Source organism: Pseudomonas sp. Mb7 (assembly GCF_054790525.1).
In genome coordinates, this window is record NZ_CP186501.1 from 4,674,960 (window position 1) to 4,693,115 (window position 18,156).

Sequence of the window (18,156 nt, forward strand, 5' to 3'; positions counted from 1 at the left end):
ATGCCTATCGACGAACTGTTTGCCGTGTATCCGCTAGCGTTTGTCGGCACCGCCCTGCTGCTGGGCCTGGTGGTCGGCAGCTTCCTGAATGTGCTGATATGGCGCCTGCCGAAAATGCTCGAACGCGACTGGCGCCAGCAGGCACACGATGTGCTCGGTTTGCCCGGCGAAGCCTCGCAACCCGTCTACAACCTGATGCTGCCGCACTCCGAATGCCCCCATTGCGCCCACCGTATTCGCCCGTGGGAAAACATTCCCCTGCTCAGTTATCTGTGGCTGCGTGGGCGCTGTTCAGCGTGCTCCGCACCGATCAGCAAACGTTATCCGTTGACCGAGCTGGCCTGTGGGCTGCTCTCGGCCTTCATCGCCTGGCACTTGGGTTTCGGTTGGCCGGCGTGCTTGCTGATCGTCCTCACCTGGGGTCTGCTGGCGATGAGTCTGATCGACACCGAGCATCAACTATTGCCTGATGTGCTGGTGTTGCCGTTGCTGTGGCTGGGGTTGATCGTCAACAGTTTCGGCCTGTTCGTGACCTTGCACGATGCGTTGTGGGGCGCGGTGGCCGGTTATCTGGCGCTGTGGTCAGTGTTCTGGCTGTTCAAGCTGCTGACCGGCAAGGATGGCATCGGTCATGGTGACTTCAAGCTTTTGGCGCTGCTGGGGGCATGGGGCGGCTGGCAGATTCTGCCGCTGACGATTCTGTTGTCATCACTGGTCGGCGCCATTATCGGGGTGATTTTGTTGCGCCTGCGAGAGCAAAAAACCTCGACGCCAATCCCCTTCGGCCCTTATCTGGCAATTGCCGGCTGGATTGCCTTGCTCTGGGGTGGTCAAATAACCGCCTTCTATTGGCAGTTTGTCGGTTTGAAATGAATACCCCTGTGGAAAAACCCTGGATTCTCGGCCTCACCGGCGGCATTGGCAGCGGCAAAAGCGCGGCGGCTCAGCACTTCATTGATCTGGGTATCCACGTGGTGGATGCCGATCACGCGGCGCGCTGGGTGGTTGAACCGGGGCGCCCGGCGCTGGCGCAGATTGCCGAACACTTCGGCCCCGACGTGTTGCAGGCCGATGGCACGCTGGATCGCGCTGCCCTGCGCAAACTGATCTTCGAAGAGCCGGAGCAACGCCGTTGGCTCGAAGCCCTGCTGCATCCGCTGATCGCCGAGGAAATCGCTCATCACCTGGCGCAGGCAAAATCGCCTTATGCGATTCTTGTGTCGCCGCTGCTGATTGAATCCGGGCAATACGCGATGACCCAGCGCATTCTGGTGATCGACGCTCCGCAACAATTGCAGATCGAACGCACTTTGCAGCGTGACCAGACCAGCGAGCAGCAGGTTCAGGCGATCCTCAAGGCCCAGTCGAGCCGCGAAGAGCGTGTGAGCCGCGCCGACGACGTGGTCGTCAACGACCGCGACCTCGCCTGGCTGCACAGCGAAGTCGAGCGTCTGCATCACTTTTACCTGACTTTATCCGGAGGCCAAGCATGAGCCAGATCCCCACCGTTGAATGCCCGACCTGCGGCGCCCCCGTGGAATTCATCCCCGAAAACAAGTTTCGGCCGTTCTGCTCTGATCGCTGCAAGCTGATCGACCTCGGCGCCTGGGCGTCGGAAGAACACAAGATTCCGGTCGCACCGGATGCCGAGGACGAACTGTTTTCCGGCGACTTCGATCCGCGTCACTGATCTCGATCAGGGCCGCATAAAGCCGTAGTCCTGATCGTCGTCGAGGTTTTCCGCCAGAAAGCGCAACTCGTCGGCCAGGTCTTCGGCGTTGCGCACGGCCTTGCTCTGCTGCACCACCGCACTGAGCAAGGCACGCAAACTCAACCCCGGGTCAAAGCCCACCTCCTGCGCCATGTCCAGACTCTGCCGGGTCTCCTGCCTTGCCCACTCGTAAACACTCATGCCGCTGCTCCTGAAGGGATTTGCGCGAGCATGAAATTTCCCGCGCGTGGCGGATTTGATGTGGATCAAGACTTCGGATCGTCGTCCTTCCACGGCGCCGAAAGGTAGCGCGTGCGGTTGAAGGTCTCCAGCCACTCCGGGCTGAATACCACCAGCGCACTGATGATCATGCCGTTGATGAACGCTTCGGGGAAAATGATCAGCCACACGTAACCGATGAAGTCTTCCAGCCACTCCGGCATGGCGAAAAGGCCGTCGTACCACAGCAGCGTCAGGCTGAGGATCAGGCACAACAAGGCCGACAACGCGGCGGCAAAAAAACCGGAACAGAAGATATACACGAACGGGTTGCGCGGTTGAGCACGCTCGACAAGGATTGCCACGCACTCGGTGACCAGCACCGGCAGCAAAATGAACAAGGCGCCATTGACCCCCATCGCCGCAAGATCCTGACGCCCGAGCAGTACCAGGCCGATTTGCGCCACCAGTCCGCCAACGATCGCCAGCGGCCAGTCCAGCAACAGGGTTACCGCCGTCATGCCGAGGAAGTGATACGACACGCCTGTGTCGAAATCCCTGCGCATCAACCACAAGAGAAACAACGCAAACACGGTGCCGAACAGCAGATGCTGACGCCGGCTGTCGCTGAACAACTCGACCCACGGCGCCCGCACGATCGCCCAAAGCAGCACCGGCAGATAAATCAGCCAGCCCAGCAACAGACTTTCGGTCGCCAGCACCTCAACGCCGATCATGGGCGCGCCTTCTCCAGTGCCTCGCGCAGGTCACCCGCGTTGGCGTACTCACGTTGCGAGAGCAATCGACCGTCCTTGAGTTGCAACCACAACACCTGGCCTTCCGCGCCGGGATAGCGCGACGCAACCCGTCCTTCTCGATCCAGCATGACCCGATAGTGGTAGTCGCGCATGGCCGGTACGGCAAACATTTTGGCAATCAGCGCCGGCATGCGCTGGATGTCGGCAACGAACACCGCGTGACGGGCCTCCAGATAGCCCTTGGGTTGGTCCTTCAACGCTTCCTTGATCAGCTTGGCGCCGTCCATATCCCGTGCCACCAGCAGCGTGGTGGTGCTGTTGTCGAGGGTGAAGGGTTGCTCGTACTGATCGAGCAACGTCCAGGGAGCCAGTTGCTCACCGGTTTCGAGTGCATGGGCACACAGCGGAAAAACAGCAAACAGCAGCAGCCAGCGAAATTTCACGATGAGTCCTCACGGTTTGGCGCAAATAATCGATTTCCATGAGTCTACACCGCCCTTCTCCACTACCCACTGATGCACTTTGCCGCGGAACGCTTTCAGCTTGTCGCATTTGAACGCTAAGCTTGGGCTTATGGATGACTCAGATTATTTACGCCTGCTGACCATCGCGGCCGAGCAGGCCAACACCTTTCTGTCCAATGCCCGCAAATGGGAGCGTGAGCGTTGGGTTTGCCAGCGCCTGCTGCAAGGCCTGAACATTCCCTACCGCGCCGATGAATTCGCGCCGGCCGGCGAGCCGCCGGACGTATTGTTTCGCGATGCCAATTTCGAGGTATTCTTCGTGCTCGACGAGGGGCGCCGGCTCAACGACGAATGGCGCGATGAATTGCAGCGGCGGCGTAGCGCGTTTTCTCTCAGTCAGTTGGTCCGCCGTGAAGCCAAGCCGAAACGAATCCCGGCCAATGAATTCCTGCTGCGACTGGCGCCGACCCTGCGCAAAAAAGCACACAACTACAAAGAGCGCGGCATGGATCTCGGCGAACTGGACATCATCGCCTTCGCCAGCCTCAAACGAGAAGTACTGGATTTGAACAGCCATTTCCCCCCGCCCACCGAATACCTACGTCAGGGCTGGCGCTCGCTGTCGCTCGTCGGCCCGACCTTCGCCCGCGTGCTGTTCGCCCACCCGGACGCGCCGGATTTTCTGCGCAGCAACCTCGGTCGCAGCATCGTTTTTGATGTGGGAATCAGCCTGTGACCCCCCTTCAGCAATTGATCGCCGATGTACCGCAGACCGGATGTGTGCGCTGGATTGGCGTGCGCCCCGAGTCGCGCGGGCCGATGATCGAACTCGATGCCGTCGAGGCGCGGCTGGAAGCTGGACTGACCGGCGATCACGCCCGTCCCGGTGTGCGTAACGCGCGACAGGTGACCCTGATCCAGTGGGAACATCTGGCGGTAATCAGCGCCTTGATGGGTCGCCCCGACGATCAACCCGTCAGGCCTGAAGATCTGCGGCGCAATCTGGTTATCAGCGGTATCAATTTGTTTAGCCTCAAGGGTCGGCGCTTTCGCATCGGTCAGGCAATATTCGAAACCACGGGCTGGTGTCAGCCCTGCGCACGCCTGCAGAACAACCTCGGCCCGGGCACCTTTCAAGCGGTGCGCGGCCATGGCGGAATTACCGCGCGGGTGTTACAAAGCGGGATCATTCGCCTCGAAGACCGGGTGAGCGTCGAACCGGTTCCGGACAGCGGCTATGCTGCGTTCAACCCTGGATAAAACCGCTGTAGCTTCTGCCCATTCAGCAACGTCTACCTGACGAGGCAAATATGACCAGCCGCCTGAACCCCGAAGACCAGAAACATGTCGAAGAGTACCTGCAACTGTCCCAACACCGAGTCGAGCGCCGGCCTTTCCGGCCGTGGATGCTCCTCGTGCTGGTGCTGGCAGTGACCATTGGTCTGGGCCTGTTGAGCCGATTTATCAGTTACCTGACGCTATGAGCAGCCTGGCGCTCGCTTGGGTAATGACGACAAAGATTTCCTTTAAAAACCTTGCGAGTTATCCCTATGTCCCATCGTATTGTTATTGTCGGCGGCGGCGCCGGCGGTCTGGAGTTGGCTACCCGTCTGGGTAAGACTCTGGGCAAGCGCGGCACGGCCAGTGTGATGCTGGTCGACGCGAACCTGACGCACATCTGGAAGCCCCTGCTGCACGAAGTAGCCGCCGGATCGCTGAACTCCTCCGAAGACGAACTCAACTATGTTGCCCAGGCAAAATGGAACCACTTCGAGTTCCAGCTAGGGCGCATGAGCGGGCTCGATCGCGCACAGAAGAAAATCCAGCTCGCCGCCACCTACGACGAAAACGGCGTAGAACTGGTGCCTGCACGTGAAGTGCAATACGACTCGCTGGTGATCAGCGTCGGCAGCACCACCAACGACTTCGGCACTCAGGGCGCGGCGCAGCACTGCCTGTTCCTCGACACACGCAAACAGGCCGAGCGCTTCCACCAGCAATTGCTTAATCACTATCTGCGTGCACACGCCGGGCAAACCGATGTGGTCGAGCAGATCAGCGTGGCGATTGTCGGTGCCGGCGCCACAGGCGTTGAACTGGCGGCAGAACTGCACAACGCCGCCCATGAACTGGCGGCTTATGGCCTGGACCGGATCAAACCGGAAAACATGCACATCACCCTGATCGAAGCCGGTCCACGGGTGTTGCCCGCCCTGCCGGAGCGCATCAGCGGGCCGGTGCACAAGACCCTGGAAAAACTCGGGGTCAACGTGATGACCAACGCTTCGGTCAGCGAAGTGACCGCCGACAGCCTGATCACCGCCGATGGCAACGAGATCAAGGCCAGCCTGAAAGTCTGGGCAGCGGGCATTCGCGCGCCGGGTTTCCTCAAGGACATCGACGGCCTGGAAACCAACCGCATCAATCAACTGCAAGTGCTGCCGACACTGCAAACCACCCGCGACGAGAACATCTTTGCTTTCGGTGACTGCGCCGCGTGCCCGCAACCGGGTACCGATCGCAATGTGCCGCCGCGTGCCCAAGCCGCACACCAACAGGCGTCGCTGCTGGCCAAATCGCTGAAACTGCGCATCGAAGGCAAGACCTTGCCGGAGTACAAGTACACCGACTACGGCTCGCTGATCTCGCTGTCGCGTTTTTCGGCGGTGGGTAACTTGATGGGCAACCTGACCGGCAGCGTGATGCTCGAAGGCTGGCTGGCGCGGATGTTTTACGTGTCGCTGTATCGCATGCACCAGATGGCGCTGTACGGGCCATTCCGCACAGCGATGCTGATGCTGGGCAGCAAGATTGGCCGTGGTACTGAACCGCGTCTGAAACTGCACTAAAACCTGTGGGAGCGAGCCGGCTCCGGGCGGCGATCCGACGAATGCGGCGTGTCAAACGACAAAAATGTCGACTGATACAACCTCTTCGTCGGATCGCTGCCCGGAGCCGGCTCGCTCCCACAATGTTTTGTGTTGATCGAAAGATCTGTTTCTTACTGTATCCCCGCCCCGCTTTTCCCTCCTTCGCTTACAAACTCCCCCGCTGCGCGACACAGTCGCGATACACCGCCACCGCTTAATGGCCACACCCGAGCAACACCTGCTCAGGCAATCGTCCTTAACGTGTGGTTGCGCAGTGCAGCCCAGGAGAATGTAAATGTCCCGTACTTCGACCCTCGGTAAAAAATCCATTGGCCTGATCGGCGCCGCGCTGGCGGGCGGCCTGATGTTGTCCGGTTCGGTGTTTGCCGCTCAGCCACTGGCGCAGGGCTACATGGTTGCCTCGGCGGAAACCTCGGTGAAAGCGCCGGAAGGCAAATGCGGTGAAGGCAAATGTGGCGATGCTTCGATGGCCAAGACTGACAGCGATGGTGACGGCAAGGTCTCGCGCGCCGAATTTCTGAAAGTCGCGCCGAAGTCCGACTTCGACAAGATCGACACCAACCATGACGGTTTCATCGACGAGCAAGAGGCCTACAACAACGTGAAGGCCAACTTTGAGGCCAACGGCAAGAAGATGCCGAAAGGCCTGTTCGAACACCTGAAAGACCAAGACGGCGCCTGATCGACAATAAAAAACAAGCCGCGCTTCTCCTGAAAGAAACGCGGCTTTTTCACGTCTGCCCGTTTACAACTGGAAGCGCCGTACCATGCCCTGCAAGGCATTGGCCAGTTGCGATAACTCATGGCTGGACGCGCTGGTCTGGTCAGCACCTGCGGCAGAACGTACCGATAAATCACGAATATTCACCAGGTTGCGATCCACTTCCCGGGCTACTTGCGCTTGTTCTTCAGCTGCGCTGGCGATCACCAGATTGCGTTCATGGATCTCATGCACCGACGCGGTAATGGTTTGCAGCGCCTCACCGGCGCGCTCAGCCAAGGCCAGCGTGGTCGTCGCCCGCGCGGTACTGGCCTGCATCGAATCCAGCGCCAGGCTCGAACCGCTGCGCATGCCCTGGACCATCTGCTCGATCTCCTGCGTCGATTGCTGCGTGCGATACGCCAGGGCCCGCACTTCATCGGCGACTACGGCAAAGCCTCGCCCGCTCTCACCGGCCCGCGCCGCCTCAATCGCCGCGTTGAGCGCCAGCAAATTGGTCTGCTCGGCAATCGCCCGAATCACGTCCAGCACTTTGCCGATGTCCTGCGATTGATTGGCCAGTGATTGCACCAACTCACCGGTCTGTTGCACATCGCTGGCCAGTGCATTGATGGCCGTGGCGGTCTCACTGACCCGCACCTGGCCCAGATGCGCCGACTCGCTGGATTGACGGGTCGCGTCAGACGTCGACACCGCATTGCGTGCGACCTCTTCCACTGCTGCCGTCATCTGGTTGACGGCCGTCGCGGCTTGTTCGATTTCGTTGTTCTGTTGTTGCAGTCCCTGGGTGCTGTCGAGAGTTACCGCATTGAGTTCATCGGCAGCGGTCGCCAGTTGCGTGGCCGAACCGCTGATGCCTTGCAGCGTCTCGCGCAGGTTCTGCTGCATGGTTGCCAAGGCTTTGAGCAAGCGACTGACTTCATCGTTGCCATGGGTTTCGATCGGCCGGGTCAGATCCCCCTGCGCGACACTTTCTGCTGCGCTGACGGCGCTGCTCAGCGGACGAACGATACTGCGGGTGAGCATCATCGCCAGCGCCACCGTGGCCAGCGCGGCCAACGCAATAAACAAACTGACAATCGTGCGCGAGTTTTCATAGTGCGCAGCGGACTTCTGGCTTTCGGCGGCGACCTGTTTGGCGAACAAATCCGCCAGGTCGTTGAGTTGCTTGCCGGAGCCATCGACGACGGTTTTCATGTCGACCAGCAACAACCGGGTCAACTCATCACGTTTGCCTTGCTCGGCGAGGGCGAAGGATTGAGCGATACCGCTGCGATAAGCGGCGAAGGTCTTTTTGAATTGGTCATATAGCTGCTGGCCTTCCGGGGTGTTGACCAGTTTGTCGTAGGCGGCGATTTTCTCGCTCAGCTCCTTGTCGCGGGTGTCCATCTGGCTGCGGTAAGTCGCAATGTTGGCCGGATCCTGATCCAGCGCCATGCGCAGCGAGATGGTGCGGATGCGCAGCATGATCTCGCGAATCTCGTCGCCGCCACGAATACTCGGCAGCCACTGATTTTCCACCGCGACTTCACTGTCGCGAATACTCGACATCTGCCCGAGCGCAAACACGCCGAGCAAGGCCACCAACACCGCGATCAAGGCGAACCCCAGGGCCGCCCGGGGAGCAATATTCAACTGACGAAGCAACATGACGAACGCCCTTATTCTTGTATTGGCCAGATTCAAGGGGCGAAAGCCATGGCAGTCCCCTCGTGTTAGCGGGCTATCGGCAGGTTGTATGATGACTTGAAGGGGAAATGAGTTTTTGTCGGACAAAAAAAATCCCCGTATCTTTCGATACGAGGATTTTTAATATGGTCGGGGTAAGGGGATTCGAACTCCTGACATCCTGCTCCCAAAGCAGGCGCGCTACCGGACTGCGCTATACCCCGGTAAAAAAAAGGCGACCTTTCAAAGATCGCCTTCTTCGATCAGCGCTTTTGGCCTCTGATCTTAAGATTCGATCCCAGCGCAAACTGGTTTCAAAAATGGTGGGTCGTGTGGGATTCGAACCTACGACCAATTGGTTAAAAGCCAACTGCTCTACCAACTGAGCTAACGACCCAAAAATGGTCGGGGTAAGGGGATTCGAACTCCTGACATCCTGCTCCCAAAGCAGGCGCGCTACCGGACTGCGCTATACCCCGGCTTGAAATTGGCTCCGTGACCAGGACTCGAACCTGGGACCCAATGATTAACAGTCATTTGCTCTACCGACTGAGCTATCACGGAACTACATATTTCAATTTACAACGGTGAAACTTACTGCATCTAGCCACTCGTTCGCATCGCTGCGTTCGTGTGTCTGAGGCGCGCTATTCTACAACCTAGAACACCTCTGTCAACCCCCTAAATTGCTTTCAAGTTAATGATTTGCAACTTATTTCAGATTTCAACTCAGTGAGCTGAGACCGTCTTGGCGACTGACTGCGGGGCGCACTTTACAAGCCTTTTCCTTTGAGTTCAACAGCCTAACGAAAAAAAAGGCCCCACAATGTGGGGCCCTCCTTTTTTCATTGGCGCTCAGGCTTAGTTGAAAACGATTTCGTCGTTCTCGACAGTGCCGGTTGCCGTGTCGCCCGGCATGAAGTGACCCGAGAGGATCAACTGCGCCAGCGGGTTTTCGATCCAGCGCTGAATTGCCCGTTTCAAAGGACGTGCGCCATACACCGGGTCGTAGCCAACGGCGATCAGCTTATCCATCGTCTCTGGACTGAGTTCCAGCTTCAGCTCGCGCTCGGCCAGACGGCTGCGCAGACGGCCCAACTGGATCTCGGTAATGCCCGCGATCTGATCCCGCGCCAAAGGCTCGAAGATCACCACTTCGTCGACCCGGTTGATGAACTCCGGACGGAAGTGCGACGTCAGCGCATCCATGACTGCAGCACGTTGAGCCTCACGATCACCGACCAGTTCCTGGATCTGTACCGACCCCAGGTTCGAAGTCATGACGATCACGGTGTTGCGGAAATCCACCGTACGGCCATGGCTGTCGGTCAGGCGACCATCCTCGAGCACTTGCAGCAAGATGTTGAACACATCCGGGTGCGCCTTCTCGACTTCGTCCAGCAGGATCACCGAATAAGGCTTGCGACGCACCGCCTCAGTCAGGTAACCACCCTCTTCGTAGCCGACGTATCCCGGTGGTGCACCGATCAGGCGAGCCACGGAATGTTTCTCCATGAACTCGGACATGTCGATCCGCACCATCGCCTCTTCCGTATCAAAGAGGAATTCGGCCAGCGCCTTGCACAGCTCGGTTTTACCGACACCGGTCGGGCCGAGGAACATGAACGAGCCGCTCGGACGATTCGGGTCGGACAACCCGGCACGCGAACGGCGTACCGCGTTGGCGACGGCGACCACGGCCTCTTCCTGACCGATCACCCGTTTGTGCAACAGGCTTTCCATCTTCATCAGCTTGTCGCGCTCGCCTTCGAGCATTTTCGACACCGGGATGCCGGTCCACTTCGACACAACTTCAGCGATTTCTTCTTCAGTCACCTTGCTGCGCAGCAACTGGTTCTCGCTCTTGCCGTGCTGGTCGACCATTTGCAGGCTGCGTTCCAGATCCGGGATCACCCCGTACTGCAATTCAGCCATACGGTTGAGGTCACCTTTACGGCGCGCGGCTTCCAGTTCCTGCCGCGACTGCTCGATCTTCTGCTGAATCTGCGCAGAACCCTGCACCTCGGCTTTTTCCGAGTTCCAGATTTCTTCCAGATCGGAATACTCGCGTTCGAGGCGGACGATTTCTTCCTGGAGTTTCTCCAGACGTTTCATCGCCGCTTCGTCGCTTTCTTTCTTCAGCGCCTGGGATTCCACCTTCAACTGAATCAGGCGACGTTCCAGACGATCGAGCACTTCCGGCTTGGAGTCGATTTCCATGCGGATGCGGCTGGCGGCCTCGTCGATCAGATCGATGGCCTTGTCCGGTAACTGCCGGTCAGTGATGTAGCGATGGCTGAGCTTGGCAGCAGCAATGATCGCACCGTCGGTGATTGCCACCTTGTGGTGAACCTCGTAACGCTCTTTAAGGCCACGCAGGATGGCAATGGTGTCTTCTTCGCTCGGCTCATCCACCAGAACTTTCTGGAAGCGTCGCTCGAGGGCCGCATCCTTCTCTATATATTGGCGGTACTCGTTGAGCGTGGTCGCGCCAACGCAGTGCAACTCACCGCGAGCCAGCGCAGGCTTGAGCATGTTGCCGGCATCCATCGAGCCTTCGCCTTTACCGGCGCCGACCATGGTATGCAGTTCGTCGATGAACAGAATGATCTGCCCTTCCTGCTTCGACAGTTCGTTGAGCAACGATTTCAGGCGCTCTTCGAACTCACCGCGATACTTGGCACCGGCAATCAGCGCGCCCATGTCCAGCGAGAGCAGACGCTTGCCTTTAAGGCCGTCCGGGACTTCGCCGTTGATGATGCGCTGGGCCAGACCTTCGGCAATCGCGGTTTTACCCACACCAGGCTCACCGATCAGCACCGGGTTGTTCTTGGTGCGGCGTTGCAGAACCTGAATGGTGCGACGAATTTCGTCGTCACGGCCAATCACCGGGTCAAGCTTGCCGTCTTCGGCGCGCTTGGTCAGGTCGACGGTGTATTTATCCAGCGCCTGCCGCGACTCTTCGTGGTTGGCGTCGTTTACCGCTTCGCCGCCACGCAGGTTGTTGATCGCGTTTTCCAGGGCCTTCTTGCTCACGCCTTGGCCGAGCAGCAACTTGCCGAGCTTGCTGTTCTCGTCCATTGCGGCGAGCAGCACCAGTTCGCTGGAGATGAACTGGTCGCCCTTCTGCTGGGCCAGACGGTCAGCCTGATTGAGCAGGCGCGCCAGATCCTGCGACATGTTGACGTCGCCGGTCGGGTTCTGGATTTTCGGTAATTGGTCGAGCTCTTTGGTCAGCTCTTTACGCAAGCTGTTGACGTCGAAGCCAACCTGCATCAGCAGAGGCTTGATCGAACCACCCTGCTGTTCAAGCATGGCTTGCATCAAGTGCGCCGGCTCAATCGCCGGATGATCGTGGCCGACAGCCAACGACTGGGCGTCGGACAAGGCCAACTGTAATTTGCTGGTTAAACGGTCTATTCGCATAAGTCACCTTCCTTTTGAGCAGGCCGGACCTAAAAACCATCCTGAATAAAGAAACCTGCCAGATACCGCTATAGATGCGGTCGATTCTGCAAGATTCAAGCGTCAGAGGGTTGATGCAGATCAGACAGTTTAGCGGGTGAGCCAAACGAGGGAGGCAAAGCGACCGGTGCGTGACGCACGGCGATAGGAGAAGAAGCGTGGATCGGTCACGGTGCAGAAACCACCGCCGTAAACCGCTGTGACACCACGTTCAGCCAGACGCAGGCGCGCCAGCTTATAGATGTCAGCCATGAACTTGCCGGCATTGTCGCTCGGTACGAAGGCTTCTGCTGCTTCAGGCAGTTGATTGATGAAGACTTCCCGTACTTCCGGGCCGACTTCAAAGGCTTTGGGGCCAATGGCAGGGCCGAGCCAGACCAGCACTTCTGCGGCCGGAACATCGAGACTGTCGAGGGTAGCTTCCAGCACACCCGTCGCCAGACCCCGCCAACCGGCATGAGCCGCCGCTACACGAGTGCCGGCACGATCGCAGAACAATGCTGGCAGGCAATCCGCCGTCATCGCCGCGCAGGCGATACCCGGCGTTGCTGTCCAGCTGGCGTCTGCGGTCGCAACAATGCCCGGATCCGCATGCGCCACGGCAATTCCGTGCACTTGCTGCAACCAGGCAGGCTGTATAGAGAAGTGATCGGTGAGGCGCCGACGGTTCTCGGCCACAGCCTCAGGACGATCATCGACATGATCGCCCAGATTGAGGCTGTCGAACGGCGCCTCGCTGACGCCACCCTCGCGGGTGCTGACGCAGGCTTTGACGCTGGCCGGCGCAGGCCAGTCCGGCGTCAGCCAGTTCATCCGACGAAGGCCTCGCGATCCTGCTTGAGCAGGGTCAGCAGCCAGACGAAATCTTCCGGCAGCGGTGACTCCCAGCTCATGCGCTCACCGGTCGTCGGATGATCCAGCTCAAGGAAGCGCGCGTGCAGGGCCTGACGCGGGAAATGCTTGAGGGATTCAACCATCGTCGGGTTAGCCGCTGGCGGAATGCGGAAACGGCCGCCATACGCCGGATCGCCGACCAACGGAAAGTTGATGTGCGACATGTGTACGCGAATCTGGTGAGTACGACCGGTTTCCAGCTTCACCCGTACGTGGGTGTGCGAGCGGAAGCGCTCCAGCACACGGTAGTGACTGACGGCAGGCTTGCCGCCCTCCATCACCGCCATGCGCTGGCGCTGCTGGCCGTGGCGACCGATCGGGGCGTTGATCTTGCCCCCAGCGGTGACCACACCGATCACGATGCACTCATAGATGCGGCTGACGCTGCGACTCTGCAGTTGCGTCACCAGCTTGGTCTGCGCCTGAATGGTCTTGGCCACCACCATCAGACCGGTGGTGTCCTTGTCCAGACGATGCACGATACCGGCGCGCGGGACATTGATGATGTCCGGCACATGGTGCAGCAACGCGTTGAGCAGCGTGCCATCGGCGTGACCGGCAGCCGGGTGTACCACCAGGCCCGCAGGCTTGTTGATCACCAGGATGTCGTCGTCTTCATAGACGATGTCGAGTTCGATGTCCTGGGCGATCCATTCGCCCTGGGCTTCCTGCTCGGCAGTCAGCTCAAGGATGGCACCGCCGTGCACGATGTCGCGAGGGCGGATGACCGCCCCGTCCACAGTCAGGCGACCTTCTTTGATCCAGGCGGAAAGGCGCGAGCGAGAGTGCTCAGCGAAGAGTTGGGCAGCGACTTGATCGAGGCGTTGGCCGCCCAATTCGGACGGCACCTCTGCGCGAAGTTCAATTTTATCGGACATGCTCTGACTGTGCGTCGGCACAGCTTTTGGTTTCGGCTGCGCGCTTGTGGTTAAATACGGCGTCTTTTGCCCCGAGGCTTTTCAACGGGGCGCTCATCATAACAGGACGGCCCCGCCCAAGACAGCGGCCGTCATAGGGACGCAAGCCGCCATGCAAGTGAAACACCTGCTGCTGATCGCCATCCTCGCATTGACCGCTGCTTGCTCATCGAAGGAAGTCGTAGACGAAAACCTCAGCGAAGCCGAGCTGTATCAGCAGGCTCAGACTGACCTGGACAACAACAGCTACACCAGCGCCACAGCCAAGCTGAAGGCTCTGGAGTCGCGTTATCCGTTCGGTCGCTACGCCGATCAGGCACAGCTGGAGCTCATCTACGCCAACTATAAGAACGCCGAGCCGGAAGCAGCAAAATCCGCTGCCGAGCGTTTCATTCGTTTGCACCCGCAGCATCCGAACGTGGATTACGCGTACTACTTGAAAGGTCTGACGTCTTTCGACCAGGACGTCGGCCTGCTGGCGCGCTTCCTGCCGCTGGACATGACCAAGCGTGACCCGGGCGCCGCGCGCGACTCGTACAACGAGTTCGCCCAGCTGACCAGCCGCTACCCGAACAGCCGCTACGCGCCGGACGCCAAGCAGCGCATGATTTATCTGCGCAACCTGCTGGCCGCCTACGAAATCCACGTGGCTGACTACTACCTGACCCGTCAGGCTTACGTAGCCGCTGCCAACCGTGGTCGCTATGTAGTGGAAAACTTCCAGGAAACCCCATCGGTCGGCAACGGCCTGGCGGTGATGACTGAAGCCTACCAGCGTCTGCACCTGGACGACCTGGCAGCCACCAGTCTGGAAACCCTGAAGCTCAACTACCCGAACCACCCGAGCCTGCAAGACGGCCAGTTCGTGCCACGGGTTGCCGAAGCCGACAACCGTTCGTTCCTGAGCAAGGCGACTTTGGGTCTGATCGAGTCGCGTCCACCGCTGCCGCCGGGAGAAACCCGCGCCAACCAGGACGTGCAGAAGCAGTTCCAGGACGCGAAAGACGCGATTCCGAACGAGCTCAAGCCTAAAGACGAAAACGGCGACGTGATCGAAGAGCCAGAGCCTGAGTCGAGCAACACCGACCGCTCGTGGTTCAGCTACATGACTTTCGGCGTGTTCGACTGATCACACCGTTTGCACCGAAAAGGGAGATCTGCGGATCTCCCTTTTTTATTGCCGCGCGTTAATAGGCTGTGCGCTTGTCGGGAGCTTGGCTAAACTGCCGGATCATCAGTCGGAAAGCCGCTCATCATGCTTCGTTTATTGTTCTGGATCGTCGTGATTTTTGCCGCGATATGGTTGTGGCGTAAATTCAAGGCGCCTGCCGCGTCCAACCAATCCAACCGTGCCCCTCGCGAACAGGACGCCCCACCGATGGTGCGTTGCGCCCATTGCGGCGTGCATCTGCCGCGCGACCGCGCGCTGAGCGTGCAACAACAGTGGTATTGCAGCCAGGCTCACCTTGAGCAAGGCCCGGGTACCCGTGATCGCTGAGGCCACCCACGCCGACAGCAAACAGGCGCAGCGCCTGCTGCGCCTTTATCATCTCTACCGCTTGAGTATCGGCATCACGCTGGTGCTGCTGATCTCCAGCAACATGGACAACCGCCTGCTGACGTCGGCCAACGACGAATTGCTGCGCGCTGGCAGTTGGCTGTATCTGATCCTCAACATTCTGTTGGTGGTGTTCCTTGAGAACACCCGACGGCCAGCGCAGCTGTTCAGTCTGGCCCTCGTCGATGTCCTGCTTTTATGCGGTTTGTTCTTTGCTGCGGGCGGCGTCGGTAGTGCGCTGGGCAATTTGCTGATTGTCTCGGTGGCGATCAGCAACACCCTGCTACGGCGGCGCATCGGGCTATTGATCGCCGCCATCGGTGCGCTGGGCATCGTCGGCTCGAGCTTCCTGCTCGGCTTCAACCATCCCCTTAGCGCCAATGAATACTTGCAGGCCGGCACCCTCGGTGCGCTGTGCTTTGCCGCGTCGTTGCTGGTGCAGGGACTGATCCGCCGCCTCGAAGTCAGCGAAACCCTTGCCGAGCAACGTGCCAGTGAAGTGGTCAGCCTCGAAGCCCTCAACGCGCTGATCCTGCAACGCATGCGCACCGGCATTCTGGTGCTCGACGAGGCGCGGCGAGTGCAACTGGCCAATCACAGCGCGCAAACCCTGCTCGCGCAGTCGCACCTTCAGGGGCATTTGATCGATGACTATTCCACGGCGCTGGTCGATCGCCTGCAACTGTGGCTGAACAACCCGACCTTGCGCCCGCAGAGTCTGAAAATCCCCGGCAACGGCCTGGAACTGCAACCGAGCTTCATTGCCCTCGAACAAAGCCCCCACCAGCAAACCCTGGTATTTCTCGAAGACCTCGCGCAAATCGCCCAGCAAGCCCAGCAACTTAAGCTCGCCGCACTCGGGCGCTTGACCGCCGGCATCGCCCACGAGATCCGCAATCCGTTGGGCGCCATCAGTCACGCCGCGCAGCTATTGGCTGAGTCCGAGGAACTCGATAGCGCGGATCGGCGTCTGACGCAGATCATTCAAGACCACTCCCAGCGCATGAACCGAGTCATCGAAAACGTCCTGCAACTGTCTCGCCGCCAGCAAAGCGCGCCGCAACGCCTGGATCTCAAGCCATGGCTGGAAAACTTCGTTGTCGAAAGTCGTGAACAGGCCAGCGAACGCCAGCAGATTCACCTGCGGATCAATTCGGGAGATTTCACCACGCTGATGGACCCGAACCAGCTCACGCAAATTCTCGACAATCTGCTACGCAATGGCTGGCGCCACAGCGCCCTGCTGCATGATCAGGCCGAAGTCTGGCTCTCGTTGTTCAGTGATCCCGACAGCCAGTTGGCGGTCCTCGAAGTGCAGGACAACGGCCCCGGCGTGCCTGCCGATGAACAGACACATCTGTTCGAACCCTTCTTCACCACCAGCAGCCAGGGCACCGGCCTTGGGCTTTATCTGTCCCGTGAGCTGTGCGAAAGCAACCAAGCGCGCCTAGACTTTCAGTCACGCCAAGGCGGCGGTTGCTTTCGCATCACCTTTGCTCACGGACGGAAACAAAGTTGAATACGAGCCCACGGCAAAAAATTCTCATCGTCGACGACGAACCGGATATCCGCGAACTCCTGGAAATCACCCTGGGACGGATGAAGCTCGACACCTACAGCGCACGCAATCTGGCTGAAGCCCAGGCGCTGCTGAACCGCGAGAGTTTCGATCTGTGCCTGACCGACATGCGCCTGCCCGACGGTACGGGGCTGGAGCTGGTGCAGCACATTCAGCAACGTTATCCACAACTGCCGGTGGCGATGATCACCGCTTATGGCAGCCTGGAAACGGCCATCAACGCTTTGAAAGCAGGTGCTTTCGACTTCCTGACCAAACCGGTCGACCTTACGCGCCTGCGCGAACTGGTCGGCACAGCCCTGCGCATGCCGGCGGCGGGAGGCAGCTTTACCTCCATTGATCGGCGCTTGCTCGGCGATTCGCCACCGATGCGCATTCTGCGCAAGCAAATCGACAAACTCGCTCGCAGCCAGGCGCCGGTGTACATCAGTGGCGAGTCGGGCAGCGGCAAGGAACTGGTCGCGCGGCTGATCCATGAACAAGGGCCGCGCGCCGGCCATCCGTTCGTGCCGGTGAACTGTGGGGCAATTCCTTCCGAGCTGATGGAAAGCGAATTCTTCGGACATCGCAAAGGCAGTTTCACCGGCGCGGTCGAGGACAAGCCCGGGTTGTTTCAGGCAGCCCATGGCGGTACGTTGTTTCTCGATGAAGTGGCGGACTTGCCGTTGTCGATGCAAGTCAAACTGCTGCGGGCGATTCAGGAAAAAGCCGTGCGCAGTGTCGGCGGCCAGCAGGAAAGCGTGGTTGATGTGCGGATTCTCTGCGCCACACACAAGGATCTCGACGCGGAGGTGGCGGCCGAACGCTTCCGTCAGGACCTGTATTACCGCTTGAACGTGATTGAATTGCGCGTGCCGCCCCTGCGCGAGCGCCGTGATGACATTGAAGTGCTGGCGGCCAATATGCTCAAGCGTTTGGCCAAGGACACCGGCCAGCCGGCAGCACGCTTGCATCCGCAGGCGTTGGAAGCGCTGAAGAATTACCGGTTTCCGGGGAATGTGCGGGAGCTGGAGAACGTGCTTGAGCGCGCGCACACCTTATGTGAAAACCGCACGATCGAGGCTGAAGATTTACGTCTGAGCGAAGGCAACTGCGCGGCGGATGGCGGGATTGCCGATCTGACCCAGATCGATAATCTGGAAGATTATCTGGAGAACGTCGAGCGGAAGCTGATCTTGCAGGCGCTGGAAGAAACGCGCTGGAATCGCACGGCGGCGGCGCAGCGGTTGAGTCTTTCGTTTCGTTCGATGCGCTATCGGCTGAAGAAACTGGGCCTGGATTGAGGGCCCCTTCGCGAGCAGGCTCACTCCC

General features: G+C 59.4%; 19 protein-coding genes, 4 tRNA genes and 1 pseudogene. 12 read left to right on the forward strand and 12 right to left on the reverse strand.

From position 1 onward, the window contains the following. Genes ACOYXH_RS21015 through yacG form a run of 3 tightly spaced genes read left to right on the forward strand, consistent with a single transcriptional unit; the run spans position 1 to position 1,690 of the window. Positions 1-873, forward strand: a complete 873-nt coding sequence (locus ACOYXH_RS21015; protein ID WP_095048682.1) for a prepilin peptidase — start codon at positions 1-3, stop codon at positions 871-873. Then, positions 870-1,493, forward strand: a complete 624-nt coding sequence (gene coaE, locus ACOYXH_RS21020; RefSeq protein ID WP_460409924.1) for a dephospho-CoA kinase — start codon at positions 870-872, stop codon at positions 1,491-1,493. The genes ACOYXH_RS21015 and coaE overlap by 4 nt, the downstream gene beginning before the upstream one ends. Further along, entirely contained in the window at positions 1,490-1,690 is a 201-nt protein-coding gene (gene yacG, locus ACOYXH_RS21025) for a DNA gyrase inhibitor YacG (RefSeq protein ID WP_095048684.1), read from the forward strand. Before coaE ends, yacG begins: the two co-directional genes overlap by 4 nt. 6 nt (positions 1,691-1,696) lie before the next feature. Here yacG and ACOYXH_RS21030 read toward each other — a convergent pair whose 3' ends face one another. From ACOYXH_RS21030 to ACOYXH_RS21040, 3 genes are all read right to left on the reverse strand, one after another. Next, on the reverse strand, positions 1,697-1,912 hold the full coding sequence (locus ACOYXH_RS21030) for a hypothetical protein (protein WP_007909901.1): 216 nt from the start codon (positions 1,910-1,912) through the stop codon (positions 1,697-1,699). Positions 1,913-1,977: 65 nt separating this feature from the next. Next, positions 1,978-2,667: an energy-coupling factor ABC transporter permease gene (locus ACOYXH_RS21035; protein WP_095048686.1), complete on the reverse strand. Its 690-nt coding sequence runs from the start codon at positions 2,665-2,667 to the stop codon at positions 1,978-1,980. Further along, a complete protein-coding gene (locus ACOYXH_RS21040) occupies positions 2,664-3,131 on the reverse strand; it encodes an FAD/FMN-containing dehydrogenase (protein WP_220557007.1) in 468 nt (155 codons plus the stop codon). The genes ACOYXH_RS21035 and ACOYXH_RS21040 overlap by 4 nt, the downstream gene beginning before the upstream one ends. 130 nt (positions 3,132-3,261) lie before the next feature. Here ACOYXH_RS21040 and ACOYXH_RS21045 point away from each other — a divergent pair, with 130 nt between their 5' ends. The 5 genes from ACOYXH_RS21045 to ACOYXH_RS21065 all read left to right on the forward strand — a co-directional run bounded on the left by ACOYXH_RS21045 (position 3,262) and on the right by ACOYXH_RS21065 (position 6,725). Beyond that, a complete protein-coding gene (locus ACOYXH_RS21045; protein ID WP_460409925.1) occupies positions 3,262-3,888 on the forward strand; it encodes a DUF1780 domain-containing protein in 627 nt (208 codons plus the stop codon). After that, entirely contained in the window at positions 3,885-4,412 is a 528-nt protein-coding gene (locus ACOYXH_RS21050; protein ID WP_095048688.1) for an MOSC domain-containing protein, read from the forward strand. The genes ACOYXH_RS21045 and ACOYXH_RS21050 overlap by 4 nt, the downstream gene beginning before the upstream one ends. Positions 4,413-4,462: 50 nt before the next feature. Then, positions 4,463-4,636 (forward strand): DUF3094 domain-containing protein, encoded by a 174-nt coding sequence (locus tag ACOYXH_RS21055; RefSeq protein ID WP_007909875.1) that lies wholly within the window; start codon positions 4,463-4,465, stop codon positions 4,634-4,636. A 66-nt stretch (positions 4,637-4,702) separates the two neighbouring features. Next, positions 4,703-6,001 carry an NAD(P)/FAD-dependent oxidoreductase gene (locus ACOYXH_RS21060; protein WP_016986237.1) on the forward strand — a complete coding sequence of 433 codons (1,299 nt, stop codon included), beginning with the start codon at positions 4,703-4,705 and terminating at the stop codon, positions 5,999-6,001. 316 nt (positions 6,002-6,317) lie between these two features. Further along, the gene (locus ACOYXH_RS21065; protein WP_016986236.1) at positions 6,318-6,725 is read left to right on the forward strand and encodes an HvfA family oxazolone/thioamide-modified RiPP metallophore; all 408 of its coding nucleotides are present in this window, start codon (positions 6,318-6,320) and stop codon (positions 6,723-6,725) included. A gap of 63 nt (positions 6,726-6,788) precedes the next feature. Here the strand turns inward: ACOYXH_RS21065 and ACOYXH_RS21070 are convergent, their stop codons facing one another. The 9 genes and pseudogenes from ACOYXH_RS21070 to rluD all read right to left on the reverse strand — a co-directional run bounded on the left by ACOYXH_RS21070 (position 6,789) and on the right by rluD (position 13,669). Further along, positions 6,789-7,652, reverse strand: coding sequence for a methyl-accepting chemotaxis protein (locus ACOYXH_RS21070; protein WP_371044025.1), 864 nt, complete (start codon positions 7,650-7,652; stop codon positions 6,789-6,791). Beyond that, positions 7,644-8,414 (reverse strand): annotated as a pseudogene (locus ACOYXH_RS21075) (MCP four helix bundle domain-containing protein); the annotation flags it as partial. The gene ACOYXH_RS21070 and the pseudogene ACOYXH_RS21075, both read right to left, overlap by 9 nt. Positions 8,415-8,579: 165 nt before the next feature. After that, positions 8,580-8,656, reverse strand: a tRNA-Pro gene (locus tag ACOYXH_RS21080). A gap of 97 nt (positions 8,657-8,753) precedes the next feature. Then, positions 8,754-8,829: transfer RNA gene (locus ACOYXH_RS21085), tRNA-Lys, on the reverse strand. 5 nt (positions 8,830-8,834) lie between these two features. Further along, positions 8,835-8,911 (reverse strand) — tRNA-Pro (locus ACOYXH_RS21090). A gap of 9 nt (positions 8,912-8,920) precedes the next feature. After that, positions 8,921-8,996: transfer RNA gene (locus ACOYXH_RS21095), tRNA-Asn, on the reverse strand. 297 nt (positions 8,997-9,293) lie between these two features. Then, on the reverse strand, positions 9,294-11,858 hold the full coding sequence (gene clpB, locus ACOYXH_RS21100; RefSeq protein WP_095048690.1) for an ATP-dependent chaperone ClpB: 2,565 nt from the start codon (positions 11,856-11,858) through the stop codon (positions 9,294-9,296). A 129-nt stretch (positions 11,859-11,987) separates the two neighbouring features. Next, positions 11,988-12,710: a peptidoglycan editing factor PgeF gene (gene pgeF, locus ACOYXH_RS21105; RefSeq protein ID WP_460409926.1), complete on the reverse strand. Its 723-nt coding sequence runs from the start codon at positions 12,708-12,710 to the stop codon at positions 11,988-11,990. After that, entirely contained in the window at positions 12,707-13,669 is a 963-nt protein-coding gene (gene rluD, locus ACOYXH_RS21110; RefSeq protein WP_016986220.1) for a 23S rRNA pseudouridine(1911/1915/1917) synthase RluD, read from the reverse strand. Before rluD ends, pgeF begins: the two co-directional genes overlap by 4 nt. Positions 13,670-13,820: 151 nt before the next feature. Between rluD and ACOYXH_RS21115 the strand changes: the two genes are divergently transcribed. The 4 genes from ACOYXH_RS21115 (at position 13,821) to ACOYXH_RS21130 (ending at position 18,128) form a co-directional block, all read left to right on the forward strand. Continuing rightward, positions 13,821-14,837 carry an outer membrane protein assembly factor BamD gene (locus ACOYXH_RS21115; RefSeq protein ID WP_258708833.1) on the forward strand — a complete coding sequence of 339 codons (1,017 nt, stop codon included), beginning with the start codon at positions 13,821-13,823 and terminating at the stop codon, positions 14,835-14,837. A gap of 126 nt (positions 14,838-14,963) precedes the next feature. Beyond that, positions 14,964-15,206 (forward strand): PP0621 family protein, encoded by a 243-nt coding sequence (locus ACOYXH_RS21120; protein WP_093434843.1) that lies wholly within the window; start codon positions 14,964-14,966, stop codon positions 15,204-15,206. Further along, a complete protein-coding gene (locus ACOYXH_RS21125; RefSeq protein WP_095125453.1) occupies positions 15,196-16,785 on the forward strand; it encodes a sensor histidine kinase in 1,590 nt (529 codons plus the stop codon). The genes ACOYXH_RS21120 and ACOYXH_RS21125 overlap by 11 nt, the downstream gene beginning before the upstream one ends. Beyond that, positions 16,782-18,128, forward strand: coding sequence for a sigma-54-dependent transcriptional regulator (locus ACOYXH_RS21130; RefSeq protein WP_460409927.1), 1,347 nt, complete (start codon positions 16,782-16,784; stop codon positions 18,126-18,128). Before ACOYXH_RS21125 ends, ACOYXH_RS21130 begins: the two co-directional genes overlap by 4 nt. Positions 18,129-18,156: the final 28 nt, after the last annotated feature.

What these genes read in the sequence shown, in the direction of transcription:
- ACOYXH_RS21015 (WP_095048682.1), top strand. Translation starts at nt 1, where the DNA reads ATGCCTATCGACGAACTGTTTGCCGTGTATCCGCTAGCGTTTGTCGGC.
- coaE (WP_460409924.1), top strand. Translation starts at nt 870, where the DNA reads ATGAATACCCCTGTGGAAAAACCCTGGATTCTCGGCCTCACCGGCGGC.
- yacG (WP_095048684.1), top strand. Translation starts at nt 1,490, where the DNA reads ATGAGCCAGATCCCCACCGTTGAATGCCCGACCTGCGGCGCCCCCGTG.
- ACOYXH_RS21030 (WP_007909901.1), bottom strand. Translation starts at nt 1,912, where the DNA reads ATGAGTGTTTACGAGTGGGCAAGGCAGGAGACCCGGCAGAGTCTGGAC.
- ACOYXH_RS21035 (WP_095048686.1), bottom strand. Translation starts at nt 2,667, where the DNA reads ATGATCGGCGTTGAGGTGCTGGCGACCGAAAGTCTGTTGCTGGGCTGG.
- ACOYXH_RS21045 (WP_460409925.1), top strand. Translation starts at nt 3,262, where the DNA reads ATGGATGACTCAGATTATTTACGCCTGCTGACCATCGCGGCCGAGCAG.
- ACOYXH_RS21055 (WP_007909875.1), top strand. Translation starts at nt 4,463, where the DNA reads ATGACCAGCCGCCTGAACCCCGAAGACCAGAAACATGTCGAAGAGTAC.
- ACOYXH_RS21060 (WP_016986237.1), top strand. Translation starts at nt 4,703, where the DNA reads ATGTCCCATCGTATTGTTATTGTCGGCGGCGGCGCCGGCGGTCTGGAG.
- ACOYXH_RS21065 (WP_016986236.1), top strand. Translation starts at nt 6,318, where the DNA reads ATGTCCCGTACTTCGACCCTCGGTAAAAAATCCATTGGCCTGATCGGC.
- ACOYXH_RS21070 (WP_371044025.1), bottom strand. Translation starts at nt 7,652, where the DNA reads ATGCAGCAGAACCTGCGCGAGACGCTGCAAGGCATCAGCGGTTCGGCC.
- clpB (WP_095048690.1), bottom strand. Translation starts at nt 11,858, where the DNA reads ATGCGAATAGACCGTTTAACCAGCAAATTACAGTTGGCCTTGTCCGAC.
- pgeF (WP_460409926.1), bottom strand. Translation starts at nt 12,710, where the DNA reads ATGAACTGGCTGACGCCGGACTGGCCTGCGCCGGCCAGCGTCAAAGCC.
- rluD (WP_016986220.1), bottom strand. Translation starts at nt 13,669, where the DNA reads ATGTCCGATAAAATTGAACTTCGCGCAGAGGTGCCGTCCGAATTGGGC.
- ACOYXH_RS21115 (WP_258708833.1), top strand. Translation starts at nt 13,821, where the DNA reads ATGCAAGTGAAACACCTGCTGCTGATCGCCATCCTCGCATTGACCGCT.
- ACOYXH_RS21120 (WP_093434843.1), top strand. Translation starts at nt 14,964, where the DNA reads ATGCTTCGTTTATTGTTCTGGATCGTCGTGATTTTTGCCGCGATATGG.